This window comes from Variovorax sp. 01T439_2, assembly GCF_056398445.1.
Genome location: NZ_JBFTPJ010001004.1, coordinates 1 through 2,063, shown reverse-complemented (window position 1 = coordinate 2,063; position 2,063 = coordinate 1). Strand labels below are relative to the sequence as shown.

Below are 2,063 nucleotides of genomic sequence, written 5' to 3'. Positions count from 1 at the left end.
GGGCAGCTGCGCATGCTCTCGCAGCGGCTGGTGCGCGTGGCGGCGCAGCTGCTGTCGGGCATCGACGTGCAGCGCGCGCGGGTTCTGCGCACGCAGTCGACCGAGCGGGTGCAGCAGAACCTCGATCATCTGGGCACCCTCGAGCTGGGCGCGGCCGGCGTGCTCGCGCTGGGCGAAGTGCAGGCCGCCTGGAGCGCGCTCGCCACCTCGCTGGCCGCGCGTCCCGCGCAGCAGGGGCTGGCCGAGATCGATGCGCGCGGCGAGGCCTTGCTGTCGGCGGCCGAGGCCATGACCGAAGCGCTGGAGGCCTCGGGCGCGCGGCGTGCGCTGCGCATCGTCAACATCTGCGGTCGCCAGCGCATGCGCGCGCAGCGCCTCGCGAAGGATGCATTGCTCGCATCGATCATTGCGGCCGAGGCGTCGCGCGAGCGGCTGCTGCCGACCATGAACGAGTTCGAGGCCGCGCTGCTGGAGCTGGAGCGCGCGCCCCTCAGCTCACCCGAGATCCGCGCCGCGCTGGCGGCCGCGCGCGACGAATGGCTGCGCCTGGTCGGCGGCGTGCAGGCGCTGGACAGCCCCGAAGGCCGCGCGACGTTGGTGCGTTCCAGCGAGGCGCTCGTCGACACCTTCGAGCGCCTCACCGCCTGGTACGAGCACAGCCTGCAAGTCATCATGTCCTGACTCCGGTCGCGCCGCGCCCGTGGGATCAGGCTGCGACTTTCTCCACGTGCGCCTGGCGCGTGTAGAGGAAATCGATCACGGCCTTGCGGGCATGAACATAGGCCGGGTCTTCGGCCAGCTCGACGCGGTTGCGCGGACGCGCGATGTCGACCTTCAGCACCTCGCCGATGGTGGCGGCCGGGCCGTTGGTGAGCATCACGATGCGGTCGGAGAGCAGCACCGCCTCGTCGAGGTCGTGCGTGACCATCACGACGGTGCTCTGCGTCTTCTGCACGATGGCGAGCAGCTCGTCCTGCAGCTTGGCGCGCGTGAGTGCGTCGAGGGCGCCGAAGGGCTCGTCCATCAGCAGCACCTTGGGTTCCATCGACAGCGCGCGCGCAATGCCCACGCGCTGCTTCATGCCGCCGGAGATTTCACCCGGGCGCTTCTGCGCAGCCGCCGAGAGGCCGACCATCGCAAGCGCCGCGTCGGTGCGCGCGCGCAGCTGCGCCTTGCCTTCGGTGGCCGCAAAGACGCGCTCGACGGCCAGGTACACGTTCTCGAAGCAGGTGAGCCAAGGCAGCAGCGAGTGGTTCTGAAAGACCACCGCGCGCTCGGGGCCGGGGCCCTTGATTTCCCTGTTCGCGCACAGCAGCACGCCCTGCGTCGGCGTGGTCAGGCCCGCGATGAGGTTCAGCAGCGTCGACTTGCCGCAGCCCGAGTGGCCGATCAGCGTGACGAACTCGCCCTTGGCCACGTTCAGGTTGACGCCCTGCAGCGCAAGGAAGCTGCCCTTGGCCGTCTTGAAGCGCTGCTCGACGTTGTGGATCTCGATGTACTTGGAATCATCATTCATGACTTCACCTCTTCGAACGTGAATGCAGTGGCCAGCTTGATGAGCGCGAACTCCAGCACCAGCCCGACGATGCCGATCACGAAGATCGCGATGATGATGTTGGCGACGTTGAGGTTGTTCCACTCGTCCCACACCCAGAAGCCGATGCCCACGCCGCCGGTCAGCATCTCGGCCGCCACGATCACCAGCCAGGCGGTGCCCACCGCCAGCCGCACGCCGGTCAGCATGTAGGGCAGCACGGCCGGGAACAGGATCTTCGTGAAGATCTTCCACTCCGACAGGTTCAGCACCTTGGCCACGTTCATGTAGTCGCTCGGCACGCGCTGCACGCCAACCGCGGTGTTGATCACCATCGGCCAGATCGAGCAGATGAAGATGGTCCAGATGGCCGCCGGGTTGGCGCCCTTGAACACCAAGAGGCCGATCGGCAGCCATGCGAGCGGCGACACCGGGCGCAGCAGGCTGATGAGCGGATTGAACATGCGCGAAAGGAACTCGAAGCGCCCGATCGCAAAGCCCGCCGGAATGCCGACCGCCGCCGCCAGGC

3 protein-coding genes are annotated in these 2,063 nt (G+C 68.1%); 1 reads left to right on the top strand and 2 read right to left on the bottom strand.

Features of this window, described 5'->3' with window-relative positions; all coding sequences use genetic code 11:
* Nucleotides 1-681: type IV pili methyl-accepting chemotaxis transducer N-terminal domain-containing protein (locus AC1DOC_RS31070; protein ID WP_478131266.1), on the top strand; the 681-nt coding region annotated here is incomplete at its 5' end.
* A gap of 25 nt (nucleotides 682-706) precedes the next feature.
* Here AC1DOC_RS31070 and AC1DOC_RS31065 read toward each other — a convergent pair.
* Nucleotides 707-1,516: an ABC transporter ATP-binding protein gene (locus AC1DOC_RS31065; RefSeq protein ID WP_478081594.1), complete on the bottom strand. Its 810-nt coding sequence runs from the start codon at nucleotides 1,514-1,516 to the stop codon at nucleotides 707-709.
* Nucleotides 1,513-2,063, bottom strand: a 551-nt coding sequence (locus AC1DOC_RS31060) for an ABC transporter permease subunit (RefSeq protein WP_478131265.1), incomplete at its 5' end; no start/stop codon positions are given. The genes AC1DOC_RS31065 and AC1DOC_RS31060, both read right to left, overlap by 4 nt.

What these genes read in the sequence shown, in the direction of transcription:
- AC1DOC_RS31065 (WP_478081594.1), bottom strand. Translation starts at nt 1,516, where the DNA reads ATGAATGATGATTCCAAGTACATCGAGATCCACAACGTCGAGCAGCGC.